This is a genomic window from Marinobacter sp., assembly GCF_965229985.1.
Classification (GTDB): Bacteria; Pseudomonadota; Gammaproteobacteria; order Pseudomonadales; family Oleiphilaceae; genus Marinobacter.
On sequence record NZ_OZ245935.1, the window covers coordinates 4,249,127 to 4,268,967 of the forward strand.

The following is a 19,841-nucleotide window of genomic DNA, read 5'->3' on the forward strand; positions in this document are numbered from 1 at the left end:
CTTTGGCGCTTTTTTAGCATAGAATAGCGCCCCTTTCGAGTATGGGTCTTCGCGTCAGCTGGTGTTCAGCAGGCGTGAATCGTACAAAGTTCGTTCAACAGAACAGGATATTGGTTAAATGGTAATTATCCGTTTGGCTCGTGGTGGCTCCAAGAAGCGCCCGTTCTACCATCTGACAGTCACCGACAGCCGCAAATCTCGCGACGGTCGTTTCATTGAGCGTGTAGGTTTCTTCAACCCGGTTGCCCGTGGTCAGGAAGAGAGCCTTCGCGTTGATCGTGAGCGTGTCGATTTCTGGCTCGGTCAAGGCGCGCAGACTAGCGAGCGCGTTGCACAGCTGCTGAAGGCTGCTGGGTAAGACAGTACTGACACCGGGGTTTATGGCATGACACAGAATTCGCAGGAAACTGTGATCGGCCGGATTACCTCGGTGTTTGGGGTCAAGGGGTGGCTCAAGGTCTTCTCCTACACCGACCCCAAGGATGGAATACTGAACTATCCCGATTGGACGCTTGATCTGGATGGCAAACGTATTCCGGCCAAGCTTGAGGAAGGTCGCCGCCAGGGGCAGGGGATCGTCGTCAGGCTGAAAGGTATTAACGACCGTGATCTGGCCCGCACATACTGCGGTGCCGAAGTCAGGGTCTCGACAGCTGAGTTGCCGGAACTCCCTGAAGGGGAGTTTTACTGGTTTCAGCTGGAAGGTCTTGATGTGTATACGGTCGATGATGAGTGCCTTGGTAAAGTGCACCATCTGATGGAAACCGGATCCAACGATGTTCTGGTGGTACAGGCCACGGCAGGTTCCATCGATCAACGTGAGCGTCTGATTCCTTATCTGCCTGGCGAAGTGGTCCAGAATGTTGATCTGGATTCAAAACGCATGGTGGTGGACTGGGATCCGGAGTTCTGACGGGTGTGGATTGGCGCAGTCAGTCTGTTCCCGGAAATGTTCAGTGCGGTAACGGACTACGGGATTACGGGAAGGGCAGTCCGGGATGGTCTTTTGACTTTCCGGAGCTGGAATCCTCGTGAGTTTACCCACGACCGGCATCGCACGGTAGACGACCGGCCATATGGCGGTGGCCCGGGTATGCTGATGAAAATTCAGCCTCTCCGGGACGCGATCCATGCGGCAAGGGAAGCGGCACCCGGGAACCCCTGTGTGGTTTACCTCTCGCCTCAGGGCGAGACGCTGACTCAGTCCGTTGTTGAGTCGCTTGCGGCAGAGCAGCAGCTGATTCTGGTGGCTGGCCGGTACGAGGGTGTTGATGAGCGCCTGATAGCGACGGAAGTCGATCGGGAAGTGTCACTGGGTGATTTTGTGCTTTCCGGTGGTGAACTGGCAGCTATGGCTGTTATCGATGCGGTTACACGCCTCATCCCCGGAGCGCTGGGTCATGCGCAGTCGGCAGAGCAGGATTCTTTCGCCGACGGTTTGCTGGATTGTCCGCACTACACCCGGCCCGAGGTTTACGAGGGTCAGGCGGTGCCGGATGTTTTATTGGGCGGTCACCATGATCAGATCCGGCGTTGGCGGCTGAAGCAGTCGCTGAGGCGAACCCGGGAGCGACGCCCCGACCTGCTTGAAAGGCGGGTGTTTACGGACGAAGAGCGTGAGCTGCTGGAAGAGATTTTGAACGAACCGGGTGCCTCTGAATGATCAGGGCATTAACAGATTGGGTATCAGGAGCATTACGATGAGCGGCAAGAACAACATCATCAGTCAACTTGAAGCAGAACAGATGACCAAGGAAATCCCTGCGTTTGCGCCGGGCGATACCGTGGTCGTTCAGGTTCGCGTAACCGAGGGTAACCGTGAGCGTCTTCAGGCGTTCGAAGGTGTTGTCATCGGCAAGCGTAACCGCGGCATGAACTCCTCTTTCACCGTACGTAAGATTTCCTACGGTGTTGGTGTTGAGCGTACCTTCCAGAGCTTCTCCAAGCTGATCGACAGCATCAGCGTGAAGCGTCGTGGCGATGTTCGCCAGGCCAAGCTCTACTACCTGCGCGACCTGTCTGGTAAGGCGGCTCGTATCAAGGAAAAGCTGGGCTGATCAGCAAAGCGCTGAACAGCAGGCAGAAAAAGGCAGCCCCGGGCTGCCTTTTTTGTGTCTGAGGTTCAGGTATGCTTGTCGTGAGACGTTCGCGGTCTGGGAACTCGCCATGAGAGCGGAAGATGAGTCTGTAATTGTCCGGTTTGTTGATGCCATCTGGCTGGAAGACGGGCTGGGCGAAAAGACACGGCAGGCCTACCGGAGTGATTTGTCGCGATTGGCGGAATGGCTGGAGAGCCAGCCTGGCAAACCCGCATTGACCGACGTTCGCCGAACCGACCTTCTGGCCTGGATGTCGCGGGGGCTGGCGGAAGGGGTCAAGAGCTCCACCGCGGCCAGGCGGCTGTCCGGACTCCGGCGTTTTTACCGCTTCCTGCTGCGCGAAGGGCTGATCGCTGAAGACCCGACCCTGCGGATCGACAGCCCCAGGTTGCCCCGGCGTCTTCCCGATTCTCTGACGGAAGAAGAGGTGGATGCGCTGCTTTCCGAACCGGATCCGGGGGTTGCCATCGAGCTCCGGGACAAGGCCATGCTCGAGATACTCTATGGTTGTGGTCTGAGGGTCTCCGAGCTGACAGAGCTGCGGGTTGATCAGGTAAATCTGCGCCAGGGCGTAGTTCGGATCACCGGCAAGGGTGACAAGGAACGGCTCGTTCCCCTGGGGGAGGAGGCGGTGGATTGGCTGTTGCAGTACATGAAGGAAGGCCGGCCGGAGCTTCTGAAAGGCCGCTCCTGCGATGCGCTGTTCCCCGGCAATCGGGCGGCGGCGATGACCCGCCAGACGTTCTGGCATCGCATCAAGCATTACGCCGTGCGGGTTGGTATCCGCAAACACCTGTCACCCCACACGCTCAGGCACGCGTTCGCCACACATCTACTCAATCATGGCGCGGATCTGCGGGTTGTCCAGATGCTGCTGGGGCACTCGGACCTGTCAACGACCCAGATCTATACCCACGTGGCCCGTCAGCGGCTCCAGTCGCTGCATCAGGCTCACCATCCCAGGGGCTGATTGGCAGGATGTTTGCGCCGGCGTAGGTGAACTTTCCTTTTATGTACTTGTCGCATTGAATTGATTCCCGGCCTGTGCCAATACTGCCCGGGTTATTTAACTGCTCTCTGAAAAAGGTTGTTTGTCAGAATGAATATGAAAACTGGGGTTGTGGCTTTTGCCTTCGGTTTCGGCTCACTGTTTATGGCGAATGTCAGTGCCGGTGAAGTCGAAGATCGGATTTCCGAGCGCCTGACCGAGGCCGTCCCGGGTCTTCAGGTGATGTCGGTAAAGGAGTCCGAGGCAAAGGGGCTCTATGAAGTCCAGAGCAACAATGGCGACACGATTTATGCGACCGAGGATGGCCAGTATCTGATGACAGGGGATCTTCTGAAGATTACCGATCAGGGCATCGCCAATGTCACGGAAGCAGCCCGCACTGAGGCCCGTCGCGAGATGATGGCGGATTTCGATGCCAATGGAGTGATCCGCTTTCCCGCGGATAACGAAAAGGCCGTCGTGAGCGTGTTCACTGATATCGACTGTCCTTATTGCCGGAAGCTGCATGACGAGGTTCCGCAGCTCAACAACTATGGAATTACCGTCAATTACTATGCGTTCCCGCGGTCCGGTCCCAATACTGCTTCCTTCAGAAAATACGAGTCGGTCTGGTGCGCTGACGATCAACAGGCGGCCATGGACGCAGCCAAGGCTGGCCGAAAGGTCGCCGATGCTAGCTGTGAAAACCCGGTGCGTGAGCAGTTTGAGCTGGGGGGTCGGGTTGGCGTAACCGGCACTCCCGCCATTGTGCTGGAAGACGGTAACATGGTTCGTGGCTATGTCCCGGCGCAGCGTCTGGCCGAGGGGCTCGGGCTGCTCTGACAGCCTTCCGGACACGTCGTCCGGGCTTCGTTGTACGGTATTTGCGATGGATCCGATTCAGGGCTTATTCCGTGAGGCCTGAATCGGTATACTATGCCCGCCTAATATAATTCATCAGCACCCCTTCGGGATCAGAGGTGAGAGTTTGAAAGACGTCAGTGTCGGAATCTGCGGATTGGGAACCGTCGGCGGCGGTACCTTTAATGTCTTGACCCGCAACGCCAGGCTGATTGCCGGCCGGGCCGGGTGCAATATCCGGATTACCCGGATTGCCAGTCGACGGGCCCGCGAGGATATGGACCTTGGGGATGTGCCCTTCAGTACCGACATTTATGACGTGGTGAACGATCCCGGCGTCGATATCGTGGTGGAGCTCATTGGTGGCTATGACGCCGCGCGGGAGCTGGTGCTCGCAGCTATCCGCAACGACAAGCACGTGGTTACTGCCAACAAGGCCCTGATCGCCGTCCACGGTAACGAAATTTTTGAAGCGGCCGAGAAAGCCGGCGTCGTGGTGGCCTACGAGGCGGGTGTTGCCGGTGGTATTCCGGTTATCAAGGCCGTACGTGAAGGCATGGCGGCAAACCGCATCGACTGGATTGCCGGCATCATCAACGGTACCGGGAACTACATCCTGACCGAAATGCGTGCCGGTCGGGAATTTTCCGAAGTTCTCAAGGAAGCCCAGGACCTGGGTTACGCGGAAGCGGATCCGACCTTTGATGTGGAAGGCATTGATGCCGCCCACAAACTGACCATTCTGGCATCCGCCGGATTTGGTGTGCCCCTGCAATTCGAAAAAGGCTTCACCGAAGGCATTTCCAAGATTACCCCTTACGATATTGCCCACGCCGAGTTACTGGGCTATCGCATCAAGCACCTTGGTATTGCCCGTCGTCGGGATGATGGCATTGAACTCCGCGTTCACCCGACCCTGGTGCCCCAGAGCCATCTGATTGCCCAGGTTGATGGCGTCCTCAATGCTGTCCTGGTGGATGGCGATGCCGTTGGTCAGACCATGTATTACGGTCCTGGCGCAGGGGATGAGGCAACAGCGTCGGCTGTCATCGCAGATATCGTTGATGTTGCCCGTGCTGTGGCAACAGAAAGCAGCCTCCGTGTGCCATATCTTGGTTTCTCACCGGATGCCATGGAAGACCTGGATGTGCTGTCCATGGAAGACATCCAGTCTGCCTACTACCTGCGCATTACTGCACTGGATCGTCCGGGTGTGCTGGCAAAGATTGCCTCCATCCTGAGCGAGCATGGCATCAATATTGAGTCGATCATGCAGAAGGAATCCGAGCTGAAAGATGGCCGTATTCCGGTGATCATCCTGACTCACACCGTTCAGGAGCGGCAGATCAACCGTGCGATTGAAGAGCTGGAAGCCCTGTCCGATACCGATGGCCAGGTTGTCCGCATCCGCGCTGAAAACTTCAACTGACAGGTACGAACGTGAGATACATCAGTACGCGGGGTGAAGCGCCCGCACTGGGCTTTGAGGATGTTTTGCTGACCGGTCTGGCGACGGACGGCGGCCTCTACGTTCCCGAATCCCTGCCACATTTCAGTCTGGAAGAAATCCGAAGCTGGCGCGGGCTTTCCTATAGTGAGCTGGCGTTCAAGGTCATGCATCCCTTCGTGGATGACGCGGTCCCCGCAGACGATTTCCGCAAGATGCTGGACGAGACCTATGCGGTCTTCGCCCACAAGGCTGTGGCCCCGCTGGTTCAGCTGGATACCAACGAATGGGTCATGGAGCTGTTCCGCGGCCCGACCCTGGCATTCAAGGACTTCGCCCTGCAGCTGTTGGGCCGCCTTCTGGACTATGTCCTGGAAAAGCGCAAGCAGCACGTGGTTATCATGGGAGCGACCTCCGGTGATACCGGCTCTGCGGCAATCGAAGGGTGCCGCCGGTGCGAGCACGTGGATATTTTTATCCTGCATCCGCACCAGCGCGTTTCCGAAGTCCAGCGCCGCCAGATGACCACCGTCCAGGGTGACAACATCCACAACATTGCTGTGCGGGGCAATTTTGACGATTGCCAGCGCATGGTGAAGGAGAGCTTCGGCAACCAGTCGTTCCTGGGTGGCAGAACCCAGCTGGCAGCCGTGAACTCCATCAACTGGGCCCGGATCATGGCCCAGATTGTTTACTACTTCCATGCGTCCCTGGCGTTGGGTGGTCCGGACCGCAGCATGGCGTTTTCGGTGCCCACAGGGAACTTCGGCGATATCTTTGCCGGTTACCTGGCCAAGAAGATGGGGCTGCCGATTTCCCAGCTGGTCATTGCCACCAACCGCAACGATATCCTGCATCGTTTCATGAGTGGCAACAAATACGAACAGCACCAGCTGGAACACACCCTTTCTCCGAGCATGGATATCATGGTGTCGAGCAATTTCGAGCGTCTGCTGTTTGATCTGCACGGCCGTGATGGGCTGGCAGTGAAGACCCTGCTGGAAAATGCCGCCAAAGGCCCGGTCAGCATTGAGGATTATCGCTGGAAGCACGCACGCAAGCTGTTCGACAGTGATGCGGTGGATGACAAGACCACCTGCGATACCATCCGTGAGATTTACGAGCAGAACGAGTATCTGCTCGACCCTCACACTGCCATCGGGGTTCGCGCTGCGCGCAGCTGCCGGCGCGATCATGCGGTACCGATGATCACCCTGGGTACTGCACACCCGGCCAAGTTCCCGGATGCTGTAGCCGAGTCCGGCCTGAGTGTTAAGCCGCCGCTGCCGGCTCATATGGCTGACCTGTTCGAGCGGGAAGAGCGCTACACAGTGCTGGATAACAACATTGCCGGTGTGCAGGAGTTTATTGCCAAGCACTGGAAAAACGCCTGATCGGGTATGACACCAAAAAAGATCCTGCGTCGCCCCCAGCCCGAGACATTCCCGGACTGGGGGCAAAACCTGCCCCCCTTGCTTCGCCGCCTGTACGCCGCCCGTGGCGTAACCTCTGATGAGCAACTGAGTTACACCCTCAAGCACCTTGCTTCACCGTTGTCACTTCGGGGCATCGATCGGGCTGTCGAGCTTCTTGCGGAAGCCATCGAGCAGCAACAGCGGGTTCTTGTGCTCGGGGATTTTGACGCCGATGGCGCCACCAGCACGGCCGTCGCCATGCTTGGCCTTTCGATGCTGGGTTTGGAGAGCATCGATTTTCGCGTCCCCAGCCGGTTTGCCGATGGCTACGGCCTGACACCGGGTATTATTGAGCGGTTGCGCGATGAAGGTCAGCTTCCCGATCTGATGGTCACCGTCGATAACGGTATATCCGCCGTTGAGGGCGTTCGAGCGGCAAAAGAACTTGGCGTGAAAGTGGTGGTGACGGATCACCACCTGGCCGGCGAAGAGCTTCCGGATGCCGATGCCATCGTCAATCCCAACCAGCCGGGTTGTCCTTTCCTGAGCAAGAACGCCGCCGGTGTTGGTGTCATGTTTTACGTGCTCACCGCGTTGCGCAAGCAGCTCCGTGAAACCAATCGCCTGCCCGATCCCGAGCCGAACCTGGGGAGCCTGCTGGACCTGGTGGCCCTGGGCACGGTGGCTGATGTCGTGCCCCTGGATCATAACAATCGGATCTTCGTGGAGCAGGGCCTGCGCCGTATACGTCAGGGCGAGGCCCGGCCGGGAATCCTTGCACTGCTGGAAATCGCAGGCCGAGACCACACCGCGATCAGCTCAACCGATCTCGGTTTTGTGGTTGGCCCCCGCCTCAATGCCGCGGGACGGCTTGATGACATGAGTATCGGCATTGCCTGCCTGCTGGCAGACAGCCCGGACGAGGCTCGTCGACTGGCCCGGGAGCTGGACACCTTCAACCGTGAACGCCGGACCATCGAGAAAGACATGAAGGCCCAGGCACAGGATCTGCTGGCTTCCATGTCTCTTGATCTTGAGGGGCTGCCCTGGGGCCTCGCCCTGTTTGATCCTGAATGGCATCAGGGGGTTATCGGCATCCTCGCGGCCCGAATTCGAGAGCAGACCCACAGACCAACCATTGCCTTTGCCCCGGATGACAATGGCGAAGACATCAAGGGCTCCGCCCGTTCCATCCCGGGTTTGCATATCCGGGATGTGCTCGCGGTGGTCGATTCCCGCCACCCCGGCATGATGAAAAAGTTTGGTGGCCACGCCATGGCCGCCGGCATGACCCTCGCCAAAGCGGATCTGGATGCTTTCTCCGAAGCCTTTGATCACGCCGTTCGCGACACGCTGTCGGCGGAGGATCTGGAAGCTGCGATCACCACCGACGGGCCCCTTGGGCCAAGCGAGCTTTCCCTAGACACCGCGGCACTGCTCAAGCGGGCCGGCCCCTGGGGGCAACACTTCCCGGAGCCGCTGTTCGACGGCGAATTCCGGGTGGTGAGCCAGCGAATCGTTGGGGAGAACCACCTAAAACTGGTGCTGCAACCAGCCGAGGGCGGCGGAATTATCGACGGCATAGCTTTCAATACCGGCCCGGAAGTGCCCGACTACACCCGCACCGGGGCTAGGGTTGTTTACAAGCCGGATGCCAATACCTTCCGGGGGCGCACCAATCTTCAGCTTCTGGTGGATTATCTGGAGCCGCTTTCCTGAGCCTTTTTTGGGTACAGGAGTCTGGCCGCGAGCCGGGGGAGCTTTTTCTTCCGGGAAAAGAACTCGCTGCGCTCAGCCACCTTTTCCCTGCAGAAAAAGCTCCCCCGGCCCCCGGCCGATCAGGCTGAAGAATGAAACCAAAATCATGGGCAGGAGGCAGGCAAGGCTTTCCGGGAGTGTCGAAAACAGGGATGTTTTCGTCAAGCGTACAGGGATGTATTTACAGCGTCTCCCGGAAAGCCTTGCCTGCCTCCTGCTTGCACCGGTCTCTGGAATCCACATCTGCTGTTTGCTCCTCAAGGCCGGAAAACCACGGCTGATTTAAAAAGCAATTTCGGGTAGAATCCGCCCTCTGTTTTTACTCTCCATTTTCTAGAGCGAGTAAGGGTTTCATGGAAATTAATCCCATTGTGACGAAGATTAAAGAGCTTCGTGAGCGCACTGAAGCGCTCAGGGGGTATCTTTGACTACGATCAGCGTAGTGAGCGACTGACCGAAGTTGAGCGCGAACTGGAACAGCCGAGTGTCTGGGACGACCCCGAGCGGGCTCAGGCTCTGGGCAAAGAGCGAGCGGATCTTGAACTGATCGTCAAGACCATCGACAACCTCACCTCCGGCCTGGAAGACGCCGAAGGTCTGCTGGACATAGCCGCAGAAGAAGAGGATGCGGGCACCGTTGGCGAGATCGAATCAGATCTTGAGGGCCTTGATAAAGAGCTTGAGAAGCTCGAATTCCGCCGCATGTTCTCCGGCGAAATGGACGCCAACAACGCCTACCTGGATATTCAGGCCGGCTCCGGTGGCACCGAAGCCCAGGACTGGGCCAACATGCTCCTGCGCATGTACCTGCGCTGGGCCGAGCGTCGGGGCTTCAAGGCCGAGATTGTCGAGCTGATGGAAGGTGAAGTGGCCGGCATCAAGAGTGCCACCATTCACATCCAGGGCGACTATGCCTATGGCTGGCTGCGTACCGAAACCGGCGTGCACCGGCTGGTGCGTAAGTCCCCGTTCGATTCCGGCAACCGTCGGCATACTTCGTTTTCTTCCGTGTTTGTGTCACCGGAAGTGGATGACAGCTTCGAAATTGAAATCAATCCGGCGGATCTGCGGGTGGATGTCTACCGTGCCTCCGGCGCCGGTGGTCAGCACGTTAACCGGACCGAGTCGGCGGTACGTCTGACTCACAACCCCACCGGTATTGTTGTGGCCTGTCAGGCTGGCCGAAGCCAGCATCAGAACAAGGACCAGGCCATGAAGCAGCTCAAGGCGAAGCTGTTTGAGCGTGAGATGCAGGAGCGCAACGCCGAGAAGCAGAAGGCCGAGGACGCCAAGGCCGATATCGGTTGGGGCAGCCAGATCCGCTCCTATGTTCTGGATGACAGCCGTATCAAGGACCTGCGCACCAAGGTTGAAACCAGTAATACCCAGTCGGTGCTGGACGGTGACATTGACAAGTTCATCGAAGCCAGCCTGAAGATGGCGCTGTAATCAGCGCCTTTGCCACGCTAACCCGGACAACCCGATTCCTAGTGAGCCAAAATGACTGATCAAACTCAGAATGCCGCACAGCATGAGGACAACAAGCTGATTGCCGAGCGCCGCGCCAAACTGTCAGAGATGCGCGACGAGGGCAATGCCTTCCCGAACGACTTCCGTCGTGACGCCACCGCTGCCGAACTGCAGGCGAAATATGGTGATAAAACCAAGGAAGAGCTGGAGTCCCTCGGTATCAAGGTGGCCATTGCCGGCCGCATGATGCTCGATCGCAAGGCATTCAAGGTGGTTCAGGACATGACCGGCCGGATCCAGATCTACGCCTCCAAGGATGTCCAGAAAGACACCAAGCACTGGGATCTGGGGGATATCGTGGGTGTCCGTGGCACCCTGTCCAAGTCGGGCAAGGGCGACCTGTACGTGACCATGGATGAGTACGTGCTGCTCACCAAGTCCCTGCGCCCGCTCCCTGAAAAACACAAGGGCCTGACCGACACGGAAGCCCGTTACCGCCACCGCTACGTCGACCTGATGGTCAACGAGGACAGCCGTCGGGTGTTCTATGCGCGCTCGAAGATCATCAGCGCCATGCGTCAGTACTTCACCGACCGCGACTTCATGGAAGTGGAAACCCCGATGTTGCAGGTGATTCCCGGCGGTGCCACAGCGCGCCCCTTCGTGACCCACCACAACGCCCTGGGTATCGACATGTACCTGCGCATTGCGCCGGAGCTGTTCCTGAAGCGCCTGGTGGTTGGCGGCTTTGAGCGGGTATTCGAGATTAACCGGAACTTCCGCAATGAGGGTCTCTCCACCCGTCATAATCCGGAATTCACCATGGTCGAGTTCTACCAGGCCTACGCCGACTACAACGACCTGATGGATCTGACCGAAGACATGCTGCGCACCATTACGCAGAAAGTGCTGGGCACGACGACTGTCGTGAACACCCGCACCCTGGCGGATGGTAGCGAAGAAACCATTGAGTACGATTTCGGCAAGACGTTCGAGCGCCTGACAGTAGTCGACGCCATCCTGCGCTACAACCCGGACATCAAGCCGGAACAGCTGGCGGACGACGCCAGTGCCCGCCAGGTGGCGAAAAACCTCGGTATTCATCTGAAGGATGGTTGGGGCCTGGGCAAAGTCCAGATCGAGATCTTCGAGGCTACGGCCGAGCATCGTCTGATGCAGCCGACGTTTATCACCGAGTACCCGAAAGAAGTGTCGCCCCTGGCCCGCTGCAAAGACAGCAACCCGTTCGTCACCGAACGGTTCGAGTTCTTCGTGGGCGGTCGCGAAATCGCCAACGGCTTCTCGGAGCTGAACGATGCTGAGGATCAGGCCGAGCGCTTCCAGGCTCAGGTGGCCGAGAAAGACGCCGGTGATGACGAAGCAATGTTCTACGATGAAGACTACGTGATGGCTCTGGAATACGGCCTGCCGCCCACCGCCGGCGAAGGTATTGGAATCGACCGGCTGGCCATGCTGCTGACCAACTCGGCATCAATCCGCGACGTTATACTGTTCCCGGCCATGCGCCCTGAGCACAAGGCCGACAGCCGTAAAGACGAGGAGTGATCCATGAGCCCGGTTGAGGTACTGGCCAGCCAGCTCAGGCCCGACCGGGGCTGGAAAGAACATCTCGCGGAAGAGTTCCGCCAGCCCTACATGCAGGGCCTGGCGGAATTCCTCGCCGCCGAGGAACAGGCCGGCAAAGTCCTGTTCCCCGCCAGCCAACACTGCTTCAACGCCCTCAACAGCACCCCGCTGGATAACGTAAGAGTGGTTATCCTTGGCCAAGACCCCTACCACGGCCCCGGCCAGGCCCATGGCCTGTGCTTCTCCGTGCGCCCGAACGTGGCCATCCCGCCCTCGCTGGTGAACATCTTCAAAGAAATCCAGGACGACTTGGGCATCGCTCCGCCCGATCACGGCTGCCTCCAACCGTGGGCAGAGCAGGGCGTTTTGCTGCTCAACAGCGTTCTGACCGTCGTCCAGGGCCAGGCCGGCGCCCACCAGGGCAAAGGCTGGGAAACCTTCACCGACAAAGTCATCGAAACCATCAACCGCGAACGGGAAGGCGTGGTATTCCTGCTCTGGGGCAGCTACGCGAAGAAGAAAGGCCAGCACATCGACCGCAGCAAACACCTGGTCCTAGACGGCCCCCACCCCTCGCCACTGAGCGCTTACCGGGGCTTCTTCGGTTGTAAGCACTTCTCGAAGGCGAACAACTGGTTGGCTCAGCAGGGAAAGCCCACGGTCGATTGGCAACTGCCTTCGAAAGACGCCCTGCTTGAACAGTATGGAAAGCCTTCCAAAAAGGTTTGAAGCGGCAAAGTATGTAGAAGGGAAAGATGCCCCTCAGAAGTCGGATCGGTGTGGGGGTGGTGAGTCTTTCCCGACAGGAAAAGGTGTCTGAGCGAAGCGAGTTCTTTTCCCGAGGGAAAGACTCACCGCCCCCGCGCCAGCCCCCAAAATCGCGGGGGCAAGGCGCCGAGGTAGGTATTACTGAAGCAGCGCCATAGCCGCTTCCATCTGAGCGTTCAGATCCTCTTCCTCGCTCATGTCGACATTCGGATCCAACCCAAGACGATCAAAGGCCGAAATCTTCGTCCAGTCCATCTCCGTCCACGGATGCTCAGAACCCGCGACCAGCTGCAGATTGGCGACCATCACCAGATCCGCATAGTCGGCCGCCGGCACCTCACGGTTGAAGTTGGCGTATTCCAGGGGAACGTTCTGAAGCTCCTTCGGGAAATCCCACTTTTTGAGGATGGTCGCCCCGATCTTTGGATGCAGTTCATCAACCACGTTGTCCAGCATGATGCTGCTGATCTGGATGTCCTGGTCTTCCACATAGCGCAGGATCGGCAGCACGCCGATCAGATGTACCAGGCCTGCAAGGGTGGCCTGGTCCGGCTTGAGTTTGGTGTAGTGTTGCGCCAGAACGTGGCAGACACCGGCCACTTCGGTACTGGTCTGCCAGGTGGCACGCATGCGCTTGTCGATCATGTCGGAAGTGGCCTGGAACATCTGCTCCATGGCCAGGCCCATGGCCAGGTTGCTGGTGTAGGCCATGCCGAGGCGGCTTACCGCCATGTTCAGGTTCTCAATGGCACGGCTGCCGCGGAACAGCGGGCTGTTGGTCACCCGGATGATGCGAGCCGACAGGGCCGTATCATTGCTGATGACCTTTACCAGGTCGGCTATTGAAGAATCCTCGGATTGCGCAATGTCTCTGACCTGAAGGGCTACCTCCGGAAGGGTGGGGAGCACCAGTTTGTCATTTTCGATGGCTGCGTTGAGATCGGCTTTGATGGTTTCAACAATATTCGACATGGTCAGTAAAGGTCCGCTTAAAGAATTCGAAGAATGGCCAGAATGCCTGAGCCAGTGTCCGAACAATCAAATATGTGAGCTACTGCATAGCAAAATAGCAAATTCTGGCGCGTTTGCCTGTCAACTTATGTATCTGATTGTGCGCTTTTTTCCCTTTCGGGCACCGAGTAGGGCAGTGGCATTGGCATCAGCACCGCCTCTGGCAGGCCATCCGGATGCAGGGCTTTTTCGGCTGCATCGTGGCGCACAACAGCGAGCAGCTCTAAGCTGCCGTCATGGTATTTTACCGAGTTTACAACCTCTCCCACTGACCGTTCGCCAGCAAACACGGCGCTTCCGGGGACGGGCAGATCTTCGGCCTGTTCAATCCGGAAGCGGAACAGGCTTTTCTTCAGTTGTCCGAGAAAATGCATCCGGGCAATCACTTCCTGACCGGTATAGCAGCCTTTCTTGAAATGCACGCCGTCCACATGCTGCCAGTTCAGCATCTGTGGCACGAAAGACTCCTGTGTGGCGGCGGTGAGGGAGGCCACACCCGCAGCAATCTCGGATGCCTGCCAGTCTGCCAACGACATATGGGTGCTGGCCGGAAGTGCTACTTCGCCGTCTTCAGTTTGCCAGAACTCGAAGCGGGTCGTGCCCTCGGCTGTCGGTTGCGTTTTCACGAGGATGCCGCCACGGAGTAGGCAAGAGTCGCCCGGTTCCTTCAGGCTGTCCAACGCATTTTCGGCGAGCTTTTCGGCCAGCTCGTTGCCCAGTATCCCGACGATCCTGGCTTCCTGGACCAGCTCCATCGTGGTCCCGCGAAACAGCATCAGGTATTTGCGCAAGTGGCTGATGATGTCGTCAGCGAGCTCGGAGGCAAAATCCATCAGGATGTCGTCTCCTTCCCGAACCATGCGGGTAAGGCAGTAGGCGCGGCCCTTGGGGGTCGCGGCCGCGGCTCGGGGAGAGCGGCCAGGGATAACCTCGTCCAGGTTCTGGCTGAACTGGCCCTGGAGAAACTTGTCGGTGCCGGGGCCGCTGATGCGCACAACCACCCGGTCGTCGAGAACTGCCCAGCCGCTGTTGGGCAGCGGATAGTCTGCAACGGCTGATACAGGAGAGTCTGTGTCGGTCATGGAGTGCTCCAGATCGGTGAATCAGGTGGTTGATCGCCCGGATCGGCCCAGTCTGAGCCATACCCTCAGGCGACGGAAATCGTCTGCTGCAACGTTACCCGGTCTGCCGGGTGATGGCGCCAGCAGAATCGTGGTGTAAGACTGGAATCTGGTGCCGGTCGGTCGCAGTTTCAAGAGTGCCAGCCCGGACCAGATCCGACTGGATGCCAGCGGAAGCACCTGAACCTGCCGGTTGTCTCCGGTTTTGGCGTATATCTTTCCGTGTTCAATCAGAAGGCCGTGCACAGAACCGCCGCCCAACAGTAATCCGTTGGACCGATACTGCAAGGTGGCGCCGCCCAGTGCAATCGGTGCTGCAGCAAGAAACCAGATTTTGCCGGCCAGCGCCGCGACCAGCAGGAATATCAGTAGCAGCAGCCAGGGCACCACTGCGAGAACGCCAACCGGCAATGAGGGGGTGAGCGTCAGCTCAATCCGGCTGGACACGTTTGAGAATGATGTCGACCATGCGTTGGAGGTCCGGATCTGCCGGGCGGCTGCGCTGCATGAACCACTCGAACATGTCATTGTCCTCGCAGGTGAGCAGCTTCTTGTAACGAGCCTGGTCTTCGGCGTCGAGGTCGCGATAGGCCTCTTCCATGAATGGAATCAGAAGGTTGTCCAACTCCAGCATGCCGCGGCGGCTGTGCCACCACAGGCGGTTGAATTCTGCTTTTTCGGACGATGCAGGTGTCTCTGACATAGTGTTTTCCATTGAATCGTGTGTAACAGTCAGCGTTCGCTCAGGGCGCGAGCGTTCGGTAGGTCGTGGGAACCAGTACGGTATCACGGACCTCATTGAGCAGTCCCGGATAATCCAGCGTGTAGTGCAGTCCGCGGCTTTCCCTGCGCTGCAGTGCCGAGCAGATGATAAGGTCTGACACTGTGACCAGGTTACGAAGTTCCAGCAGGTCGTTGGTCACACGGTAATTGCTGTAGAACTCTCCGATCTCGGCAGACAGCAGGTCCACCCTGTGCTTGGCCCGCTGGAGGCGCTTGGTGGTCCGCACAATGCCCACATAGTCCCACATGAAATGTCGCAGCTCGTCCCAGTTGTGGGAGATAACAACGTCTTCATCAGAATCCCGGACCTGGCTCTCGTCCCAGTCCGGGGCTTCCGGCGGTGGCGGAATGTCGGCTTCCCGACGGGTAATATCCGCGGCGGCGGCGCGTCCATACACGAGGCACTCAAGCAGGGAATTGCTGGCCATGCGATTGGCACCATGGAGTCCCGTGAATGCTGCTTCGCCCACAACATAGAGCTGATTGACATCGGTTCTGGCCCGCTCGTCACTCATGATGCCACCACAGGTATAGTGGGCAGCGGGCACCACGGGGATGGGCTCCCGAGTGATATCAATGCCAAAGCCAAGGCACTTCTCGTAGATAGTGGGGAAGTGATGCTTGATAAAATCGGCGGGCTTGTGGCTGATGTCCAGGTACAGATGATCAGCACCCAGTCGCTTCATCTCATGGTCAATGGCGCGGGCAACGATATCCCGCGGTGCCAATTCGCCGCGTTCGTCAAAGCGGTCCATGAACCGCGACCCATCAGGCAATTTCAGGAGACCACCCTCCCCGCGCACGGCTTCCGTGATCAGGAAGGATTTGGCGTGGGGATGGTAAAGGCAGGTGGGGTGAAACTGGTTGAATTCCATGTTCGCTACCCGGCAGCCGGCACGCCAGGCCATGGCAATTCCATCGCCGGAGGCGCCGTCCGGGTTGGTAGTGTAGCGGTACGCCTTGGAAGCGCCACCGGTGGCAATAACCGTGAATCTTGCCCGGAACAGCTCTACGTGGTTGTCTTCAAGATTCAGGATGTAGGCACCGACACATCGGTTGCCCGGCAGGGACAGTTTGCGATTGGTGATAAGGTCCACCGCGACACGACCGGACATAAGTTCGATGTTTGGTCGTGCCTCTGCCTGGGACGTCAGAGTGGTTGAAACTGCGTGGCCGGTGGCATCGGCTGCGTGAATGATGCGCCGGTGGCTGTGACCGCCTTCCCGAGTCAGATGGTAGTGGGCATCCTGATCCCGGGTAAAATCGACACCGGAATCGATCAGCCAGTCGATGCTCTCCTTGCCGTGCTCAACAGTGAAGCGCACGGCGTCCTCATGGCACAGGCCGGCGCCAGCATTCAGGGTGTCAGTAATGTGGTTTTCGGTGGAGTCCTGATCATCCAGAACCGCAGCGATCCCTCCTTGCGCCCAGAGGGTTGCGCCGCTGCTGATCTGCGCCTTGCTCACCACACAGACCTTCAGATGCTCTGGCAGATTGAGGGCGACGGTGAGGCCGGCAGCTCCGCTGCCGATAATGAGAACATCGTATTCGAAGGACTGTGGCATCGGGTCGTTATCGCAGGCCATAATGTGGACGTGTATTGAACTAAACTTTACGCTTGCTGTCTATTTGGCCTGACAGGGTGAGCCGCCGTACAGGTGGCTAAGCCCGTTCCACTAACGGACGCCGGATAGCATCAATGACGCAGCGAAACTTGGTACAGGCCGGACAGCTGGCCATCAAATCAGGGAACCCCGGCAACCAGTCCATGACTCCTGATACAGAGAAACGTCAAGGCGAACACTCCGATAGCCAGACAGACCTGCAGTTGGTCCGCAAGGTCCGCAATGGTGATCGCGCCGCCTTTGATCTACTGGTGGTCAAATACCAGTCCAGGGTCGCGTCTATTATCAGTCGGTACGTCTACGACACTCAGGAAGTCATGGATCTGACCCAGGAGACCTTCGTCAAGGCATTCCGGGCGATCGAGCGTTTCCGGGGAGACAGTGCCTTCTACACGTGGCTGTACCGGATCGCCGTGAACACCGCGAAGAACTATCTGGAGTCCCGGGGGCGTCGTCCGCAGGGTAGTGCCGATTCGGCCGAGGCGGAGAATTTTGATGACGGCTCCCGACTCCGCGATACTGCATCGCCGGAACGACTTCTGCAACGGGAGCAGCTCCAGAAAGAACTGAACAGGGCTATTGCACAGCTTCCCGAGGAGTTGCGTTCTGCCTTCCTGCTCAGGGAGTACGATGGCCTGAGCTATGAGGATATCGCTGGCATTCTGGAGTGCCCGATCGGTACCGTCCGTTCACGAATATTCAGGGCCCGGGATGCGGTTGATAAGCATCTTGGACCTTTACTCAATCATTCCGTGACGTAATTGAGGTTGCATCCCATGGATGATCGTCTCAGAGAAACACTGTCCGCCATGATGGACGACGAAGCCGACGAGCTTTCGGTACGTCGCCTGCTTTCACACGAAAGCCAGGACGAGGTTCGGGCGCAGTGGCAGCGTTGGCAGGACGTGCGGGACCTTATGCATGATGGCCACTCCCCGGCCCATGGTATGGACGTCAGTTTGGCCGTCCGTGAACTGCTTGATGGCCGCGGCTCCGGGACGTCCCGGCCAGAGCCCGCTGTTCAGGCCAATAAGGCGGGCCGATGGCACTGGCCGGCGGCCGCCATGGTGGCCATGGCGCTGCTGGTCGGATTTGGGGCTGGCGCCGGCTGGGATTCGTCCGGCCCGGGGCCGGTTCAGCCCGTGACAGCGGCCGCACCGGAAACGCCTGTTCAGAATCAGCCTGTCAGGGAGATCGCCCTGCAGGGTCTGGATGAGGAGCAGTGGGAATACATGAGTCGCTACCTGCTGGAACACGCACAGCACAACAGCGTTGGTGCAGGGCGGGGCGCCGTTGGCTATGCCCGCCTGGTCAGCGCCAACGGTGCCGGCTACTGAACCCCGGAGCGAGTGTAATCATGCCTCAAGCCTTCAAAGATTTTTCCCGAAGCCGTGCGCTGTCAGTGGTTGTTGGTATTCTGCTTACACTTGCAGGACCTCCGCTGTCTGCTGCGGAAGAAGATGAGGCTGCCGCCTGGCTCGAAAGGCTCGGGCCGGCTCTGAACATGACCTCCTATCGCGGCGTGTTCGTTTACGCCCGTGGTGAGAGTGTGCACTCCATGCAAATTGCGCATCGCTATAATGATGGTGTTGTTGAAGAGCGGTTGGTGCTGCAGGACGGCGGAAGCGGCGAAATTGTTCGCAAGGGCATGAACGTGGTCTGCGTGCTTCCTGAAACAGGCCGTGTGCAGCTTGATCAGGTCATTCCCTCGGGGCCGTTTGCCGAAGCATTCACCAGCCAGCTGGTGCCGGTTAGCCGCTGGTACCGGGCAGAGATGAAAGGTGACGATCGGGTTGCCGGATATGAGGTGGTTTCTGTGGCGCTGAGCGCTAGAGATTCCTACCGCTATAGCCATCGGCTCTGGCTGGAAAAATCCACTGGGTTGCTGGTGAAGAGCCATGTCCGGAACGCTGAGGGCGAGGTGCTTGAGCAGTTCCAGTTCACCAGTCTTCACATCGGCGAAGACATTCCCGACAGCGAGTTTGTGATTCGTACCCAGGGCAGGGAAATCTCCAGAACCCTGGACGAACCCCCTGCCTCGGCATCTGTGGTACAGCGTATGGACGGATGGCAGCTTGGCTGGCGCCCGGAGGGATTCGTACCCGCCGCAGCGCCCCGCTCCGGCAAGGGGCAGGCGGTTGCCTTCTCCGATGGCCTGGCGGCTTTTTCAGTGTTCGTTGAACCGGCTGGTCCGGTAACCATGCCCACTGGCGCCTCCAAAATCGGCGCCACGACAGTTTACATGCACCAGGTAAAGGAGGGAGACAACGCCTTCCTGGTCACTGTTGTGGGCGAACTGCCACCGCAAACAGCCCGGCAGGTCGCCGAGTCGGTGCGCATTGAAGACTCGCTGGCCCTGGGTGCGGGTGAATCGTGATTACCGAAACCGGGAAGGTTGTCGCGCTCAAGGGCGACCGGGTCTGGGTCCAGACGATTCGAACCAGTGCTTGTCAGAGTTGTGCCGCCCGCAACGGCTGCGGTCAGAAAGTACTGGCGGCGGCGTCTGGTGGACGCGCCAATCAGATTCTGGTGACCAACTCGATCAATGCCAGGGTTGGGGATGAAGTCACTATCGGTATTGATGAGCAGGCGTTGCTGGGCGCTTCGCTTCTGGTTTACGCCTTGCCGCTGATCCTTATGGTGGTTGCAAGTGTCCTCGGTCACCAGCTGTCCGGCGGGCACGATGGCGCAGCGATGCTGGCTGCCGTTGCTGGCCTGGCCCTGGGCTTTTTTGCAGGGCGAAAATTGCAACGCGCAGGCGGCAGGGATTATGAGCCCCGTCTGGTCCGGGTAAACCGGAATTCCTCTGAAAACTGTCTGTAAATCCTACGGTTTTGTAAGTTGAAAATCGGTGGGGTGAGCCCAAAATTTACGCGTATATGCTAGAACAACAGGGGGTACCACATGT

21 protein-coding genes are annotated in these 19,841 nt (G+C 58.5%); 16 read left to right on the forward strand and 5 right to left on the reverse strand.

Going from position 1 to position 19,841, the window contains the following annotated elements:
* The first annotated feature begins 118 nt into the window (after positions 1–118).
* The 12 genes from rpsP to ung all read left to right on the forward strand — a co-directional run bounded on the left by rpsP (position 119) and on the right by ung (position 12,354).
* Complete coding sequence (rpsP, locus tag ACO06L_RS19535; RefSeq protein WP_064227103.1) at positions 119–358, forward strand: 30S ribosomal protein S16; 240 nt, start codon at positions 119–121, stop codon at positions 356–358.
* Between the two features lie 27 nt (positions 359–385).
* The gene (gene rimM / locus ACO06L_RS19540) at positions 386–913 is read left to right on the forward strand and encodes a ribosome maturation factor RimM (protein WP_202347113.1); all 528 of its coding nucleotides are present in this window, start codon (positions 386–388) and stop codon (positions 911–913) included.
* A gap of 3 nt (positions 914–916) precedes the next feature.
* Positions 917–1,663, forward strand: a complete 747-nt coding sequence (gene trmD, locus ACO06L_RS19545; RefSeq protein WP_202347114.1) for a tRNA (guanosine(37)-N1)-methyltransferase TrmD — start codon at positions 917–919, stop codon at positions 1,661–1,663.
* Positions 1,664–1,700: 37 nt separating this feature from the next.
* Positions 1,701–2,057: a 50S ribosomal protein L19 gene (gene rplS, locus ACO06L_RS19550; protein ID WP_048495327.1), complete on the forward strand. Its 357-nt coding sequence runs from the start codon at positions 1,701–1,703 to the stop codon at positions 2,055–2,057.
* 109 nt (positions 2,058–2,166) lie between these two features.
* On the forward strand, positions 2,167–3,069 hold the full coding sequence (gene xerD / locus ACO06L_RS19555; RefSeq protein ID WP_202347115.1) for a site-specific tyrosine recombinase XerD: 903 nt from the start codon (positions 2,167–2,169) through the stop codon (positions 3,067–3,069).
* A 135-nt stretch (positions 3,070–3,204) separates the two neighbouring features.
* A complete protein-coding gene (locus ACO06L_RS19560; RefSeq protein ID WP_413816176.1) occupies positions 3,205–3,930 on the forward strand; it encodes a DsbC family protein in 726 nt (241 codons plus the stop codon).
* A 145-nt stretch (positions 3,931–4,075) separates the two neighbouring features.
* A complete protein-coding gene (locus ACO06L_RS19565) occupies positions 4,076–5,377 on the forward strand; it encodes a homoserine dehydrogenase (protein ID WP_202347117.1) in 1,302 nt (433 codons plus the stop codon).
* 11 nt (positions 5,378–5,388) lie between these two features.
* Positions 5,389–6,789, forward strand: coding sequence for a threonine synthase (gene thrC, locus ACO06L_RS19570; protein ID WP_202347118.1), 1,401 nt, complete (start codon positions 5,389–5,391; stop codon positions 6,787–6,789).
* A 6-nt stretch (positions 6,790–6,795) separates the two neighbouring features.
* Entirely contained in the window at positions 6,796–8,529 is a 1,734-nt protein-coding gene (gene recJ, locus ACO06L_RS19575; protein ID WP_064227110.1) for a single-stranded-DNA-specific exonuclease RecJ, read from the forward strand.
* Positions 8,530–8,921: 392 nt separating this feature from the next.
* A protein-coding gene (gene prfB, locus ACO06L_RS19580; RefSeq protein WP_138103014.1) for a peptide chain release factor 2 occupies positions 8,922–10,017 on the forward strand; the annotation gives its coding sequence in 2 pieces (ribosomal slippage) (positions 8,922–8,993 and positions 8,995–10,017; 1,095 coding nt in all).
* A 51-nt stretch (positions 10,018–10,068) separates the two neighbouring features.
* Positions 10,069–11,604, forward strand: coding sequence for a lysine--tRNA ligase (lysS, locus tag ACO06L_RS19585; protein WP_202347119.1), 1,536 nt, complete (start codon positions 10,069–10,071; stop codon positions 11,602–11,604).
* A 3-nt stretch (positions 11,605–11,607) separates the two neighbouring features.
* The gene (ung, locus tag ACO06L_RS19590; protein ID WP_202347120.1) at positions 11,608–12,354 is read left to right on the forward strand and encodes a uracil-DNA glycosylase; all 747 of its coding nucleotides are present in this window, start codon (positions 11,608–11,610) and stop codon (positions 12,352–12,354) included.
* 177 nt (positions 12,355–12,531) lie between these two features.
* Here the strand turns inward: ung and ACO06L_RS19595 are convergent, their stop codons facing one another.
* From ACO06L_RS19595 to nadB, 5 genes are all read right to left on the reverse strand, one after another.
* Entirely contained in the window at positions 12,532–13,365 is an 834-nt protein-coding gene (locus ACO06L_RS19595; RefSeq protein ID WP_064227113.1) for an HDOD domain-containing protein, read from the reverse strand.
* A gap of 125 nt (positions 13,366–13,490) precedes the next feature.
* Entirely contained in the window at positions 13,491–14,486 is a 996-nt protein-coding gene (locus ACO06L_RS19600; protein WP_202347121.1) for a YgfZ/GcvT domain-containing protein, read from the reverse strand.
* A gap of 21 nt (positions 14,487–14,507) precedes the next feature.
* On the reverse strand, positions 14,508–14,972 hold the full coding sequence (locus ACO06L_RS19605) for a hypothetical protein (protein WP_202347122.1): 465 nt from the start codon (positions 14,970–14,972) through the stop codon (positions 14,508–14,510).
* Positions 14,956–15,228, reverse strand: a complete 273-nt coding sequence (locus ACO06L_RS19610; protein ID WP_104322080.1) for a succinate dehydrogenase assembly factor 2 — start codon at positions 15,226–15,228, stop codon at positions 14,956–14,958. Before ACO06L_RS19610 ends, ACO06L_RS19605 begins: the two co-directional genes overlap by 17 nt.
* 40 nt (positions 15,229–15,268) lie before the next feature.
* Positions 15,269–16,873 carry an L-aspartate oxidase gene (gene nadB, locus ACO06L_RS19615; protein ID WP_202347211.1) on the reverse strand — a complete coding sequence of 535 codons (1,605 nt, stop codon included), beginning with the start codon at positions 16,871–16,873 and terminating at the stop codon, positions 15,269–15,271.
* Positions 16,874–17,007: 134 nt separating this feature from the next.
* On the opposite strand from nadB, the gene rpoE reads away from it, so the two are divergent.
* The 4 genes from rpoE to ACO06L_RS19635 are packed head-to-tail and all read left to right on the forward strand — an operon-like array spanning position 17,008 to position 19,756.
* Positions 17,008–17,694, forward strand: a complete 687-nt coding sequence (gene rpoE, locus ACO06L_RS19620; protein WP_064227118.1) for an RNA polymerase sigma factor RpoE — start codon at positions 17,008–17,010, stop codon at positions 17,692–17,694.
* A 15-nt stretch (positions 17,695–17,709) separates the two neighbouring features.
* Complete coding sequence (locus ACO06L_RS19625; RefSeq protein WP_064227119.1) at positions 17,710–18,270, forward strand: sigma-E factor negative regulatory protein; 561 nt, start codon at positions 17,710–17,712, stop codon at positions 18,268–18,270.
* Between the two features lie 20 nt (positions 18,271–18,290).
* Positions 18,291–19,310, forward strand: coding sequence for a MucB/RseB C-terminal domain-containing protein (locus ACO06L_RS19630; RefSeq protein WP_227715881.1), 1,020 nt, complete (start codon positions 18,291–18,293; stop codon positions 19,308–19,310).
* Positions 19,307–19,756 (forward strand): SoxR reducing system RseC family protein, encoded by a 450-nt coding sequence (locus tag ACO06L_RS19635; RefSeq protein WP_202347123.1) that lies wholly within the window; start codon positions 19,307–19,309, stop codon positions 19,754–19,756. The genes ACO06L_RS19630 and ACO06L_RS19635 overlap by 4 nt, the downstream gene beginning before the upstream one ends.
* The last annotated feature ends 85 nt before the right edge of the window (positions 19,757–19,841 follow it).

Coding starts and splice junctions, on each gene's coding strand:
- nadB (WP_202347211.1), bottom strand. CDS start 16,873: ATGCCACAGTCCTTCGAATACGATGTTCTCATTATCGGCAGCGGAGCT.
- ACO06L_RS19560 (WP_413816176.1), top strand. CDS start 3,205: ATGAAAACTGGGGTTGTGGCTTTTGCCTTCGGTTTCGGCTCACTGTTT.
- xerD (WP_202347115.1), top strand. CDS start 2,167: ATGAGAGCGGAAGATGAGTCTGTAATTGTCCGGTTTGTTGATGCCATC.
- ACO06L_RS19600 (WP_202347121.1), bottom strand. CDS start 14,486: ATGACCGACACAGACTCTCCTGTATCAGCCGTTGCAGACTATCCGCTG.
- ACO06L_RS19630 (WP_227715881.1), top strand. CDS start 18,291: ATGCCTCAAGCCTTCAAAGATTTTTCCCGAAGCCGTGCGCTGTCAGTG.
- ACO06L_RS19595 (WP_064227113.1), bottom strand. CDS start 13,365: ATGTCGAATATTGTTGAAACCATCAAAGCCGATCTCAACGCAGCCATC.
- rpsP (WP_064227103.1), top strand. CDS start 119: ATGGTAATTATCCGTTTGGCTCGTGGTGGCTCCAAGAAGCGCCCGTTC.
- ACO06L_RS19610 (WP_104322080.1), bottom strand. CDS start 15,228: ATGTCAGAGACACCTGCATCGTCCGAAAAAGCAGAATTCAACCGCCTG.
- rpoE (WP_064227118.1), top strand. CDS start 17,008: ATGACGCAGCGAAACTTGGTACAGGCCGGACAGCTGGCCATCAAATCA.
- lysS (WP_202347119.1), top strand. CDS start 10,069: ATGACTGATCAAACTCAGAATGCCGCACAGCATGAGGACAACAAGCTG.
- rimM (WP_202347113.1), top strand. CDS start 386: ATGACACAGAATTCGCAGGAAACTGTGATCGGCCGGATTACCTCGGTG.
- recJ (WP_064227110.1), top strand. CDS start 6,796: ATGACACCAAAAAAGATCCTGCGTCGCCCCCAGCCCGAGACATTCCCG.
- ACO06L_RS19625 (WP_064227119.1), top strand. CDS start 17,710: ATGGATGATCGTCTCAGAGAAACACTGTCCGCCATGATGGACGACGAA.
- ung (WP_202347120.1), top strand. CDS start 11,608: ATGAGCCCGGTTGAGGTACTGGCCAGCCAGCTCAGGCCCGACCGGGGC.
- rplS (WP_048495327.1), top strand. CDS start 1,701: ATGAGCGGCAAGAACAACATCATCAGTCAACTTGAAGCAGAACAGATG.